Genomic DNA, 2,009 nt, shown 5'->3' with positions numbered 1-2,009 from the left:
GGCCAGCAACATGGCAACCGGTGAACCCGCGCACCGCGCGCCGACAACAATCGCGTCATACATCAGGGTGACTCCTCAGTAAATGAAACGCTTATGGCCCCGGATGCGATTTTACGGAGTCGAACCGCTCGATCCGCTTACCGATTTCCAATCGGATTACATGAATAGATGTTCCAGAACAATGATTTCGAATATTAGCGATCCGGCAGCTCGGATGAATAGTTGAATTCAACTTCCGTTCATCACGAAAAACGGTTCGATATGGGCTAATTGGGGCATGCCAACTGGAAATGAACCGGCCCCCGGAATCGCCGCAGCACAGGCTCGGCTGACGAATATGACCGGTGCCGCGACGCCGGACTACGAACAGATCCGCAAGACCGTCGACACGCTCGTCCCGTTCGTGAATCTGGTGGGCGTGCGCATGACCGAGCTGGGCCCCGGCTCGGCGGTGGCCGAGATCCCCGAGGCACCGGCGATGAGCAATCACCTGGGCACGGTGCACGCGGGCGCGCTGTTCCTCGCCGCCGAAGTCGCCTGTGCCGGTGCGTTTTCCGGCATCATCGCACCGCGCATACTGCACGTGCGGACCTTCGTGCTGCGCAGCACCAAGGCCACCTTCCTCCGGCCTGCCCGCGGCCGGATCCGCGCCAGTGGCACGGTGAGCTCCCCGATCCTGGCCGAGGTGGTCGGGCGCAGGACCGAGGAGCAGTTCGATATCACCGGAAAGGCGCTGCTGCACGACGACAGCGGCGCCTTGCTCGCGAAGGTGGATCTCGAGTACTTCTGCTGGCTGGGCGCGGCTTAATCCGGATACAGCGTGGTGATGACGGCGCCGAAGTCGGCTTCGATCGCCGCGCGACGCAGCCGCAACGAGGCCGTCAGCTGACCCTTCTCCATCGAGAAGTCCTCCGCGAGAACGGCGAACCGGCGAATCGACTCCGCACGGGAGACGAGCCGGTTCGCCGCCTCGACACCGGCGGAGATCTCGGCGAGCAACCGGGCGTCCTCGGTCGGGACCCCGCCGGACACGTCCACGCCGTGCTCCGCGGCCCAGCGAGCCAGCACCACCGGATCGACGGTGATCAAGGCGGTCACATACGGTCGGCCTTCACCGACGAGCATGCAGTTGCTCACCAAGGCGTGCAGGCGAACCCGGTCTTCGAGCGGCGCGGGCGCCACGTTCTTGCCGCCGCTGGTGACGATGATCTCCTTGCGCCGGCCGGTGATGAACAGGAATCCGTCCTCGTCGAGCCGGCCGAGATCGCCTGTGGCCAACCAGTTCTCGGCCGAATGGCCGCCGTCGGGCCAGTACCCGGGGAAGACCTGCGGGCCCCGGACCAGGATCTCGCCGTCGTCGGCGATCGCGACGGTCGTGCCGGGCACCGGTCGGCCGACCGCGCCTGCCCGATTGGCGTGCGGCGCACTCATACTGACCGTCGACGACGCCTCGGTCAGGCCGTACGCGCCGATGATCTCCACACCGATGCCGGTGAAGAAGTCCGCCGTCGACGGTTCCAGCGACGCGCCACCCGCGACCATGTGCTCGAGCCGCCCGCCGAGCATGCCACGCCACTGTTCGCCGATCCGGGCGTCGATCACCGCGTCCGCCGGTGGCTGCTGACCGCGCCTGCGCGCATGGCCGGCAGCGATCGCCGCCGTCTCCGCGGCGTCGTACCGATCACTGCCGAGTGCCTGACGCGCCGCCTTGCGGATCTTCTCCAGGACGTAGGGGACACCGATCAGGAACGTCGGCCGAAAGATCGGCAGTTCGGCGGGCAGTTGCGCGGGCGTGGCGACCAGGCCCGTGCGGACTCCGGCCAATACACACCCGAACTGCACGACCCGCCCGTACACGTGCGCGAGCGGGAGGAACAGCAGCGTCGACGCGGGATCCGCTGGGGTACGGCGGAATACGGTGTCGAGGAGTTCCACCACGTTGGCCGCGGCGGCGAAAATATTGCGGTGCGTCAGCAGGCAGCCCTTGGGGACGCCCGTGGTGCCGCTGG

At 66.7% G+C, this 2,009-nt stretch carries 2 protein-coding genes; one reads left to right on the top strand and one right to left on the bottom strand.

What is annotated here, in order from left to right; all coding sequences use genetic code 11:
- Positions 1-277 precede the first annotated feature (277 nt).
- Positions 278-808 carry a PaaI family thioesterase gene (locus tag ACFWF3_RS33805; protein WP_379318054.1) on the top strand — a complete coding sequence of 177 codons (531 nt, stop codon included), beginning with the start codon at positions 278-280 and terminating at the stop codon, positions 806-808.
- On the opposite strand, the gene ACFWF3_RS33800 is transcribed toward ACFWF3_RS33805, so the two are convergent.
- Positions 805-2,009: AMP-dependent synthetase/ligase (locus tag ACFWF3_RS33800; RefSeq protein ID WP_379318052.1), on the bottom strand; the 1,205-nt coding region annotated here is incomplete at its 5' end. The two genes, ACFWF3_RS33805 and ACFWF3_RS33800, sit on opposite strands and share 4 nt — an antisense overlap.

This window comes from Nocardia sp. NPDC060220 (assembly GCF_042727815.1).
Classification (GTDB): Bacteria; Actinomycetota; Actinomycetes; order Mycobacteriales; family Mycobacteriaceae; genus Nocardia.
The sequence above is the reverse complement of the archived record's forward strand: the minus strand, read 5'-3'. Positions and strand labels throughout refer to the sequence as shown.

Coding starts and splice junctions, on each gene's coding strand:
- ACFWF3_RS33805 (WP_379318054.1), top strand. CDS start 278: ATGCCAACTGGAAATGAACCGGCCCCCGGAATCGCCGCAGCACAGGCT.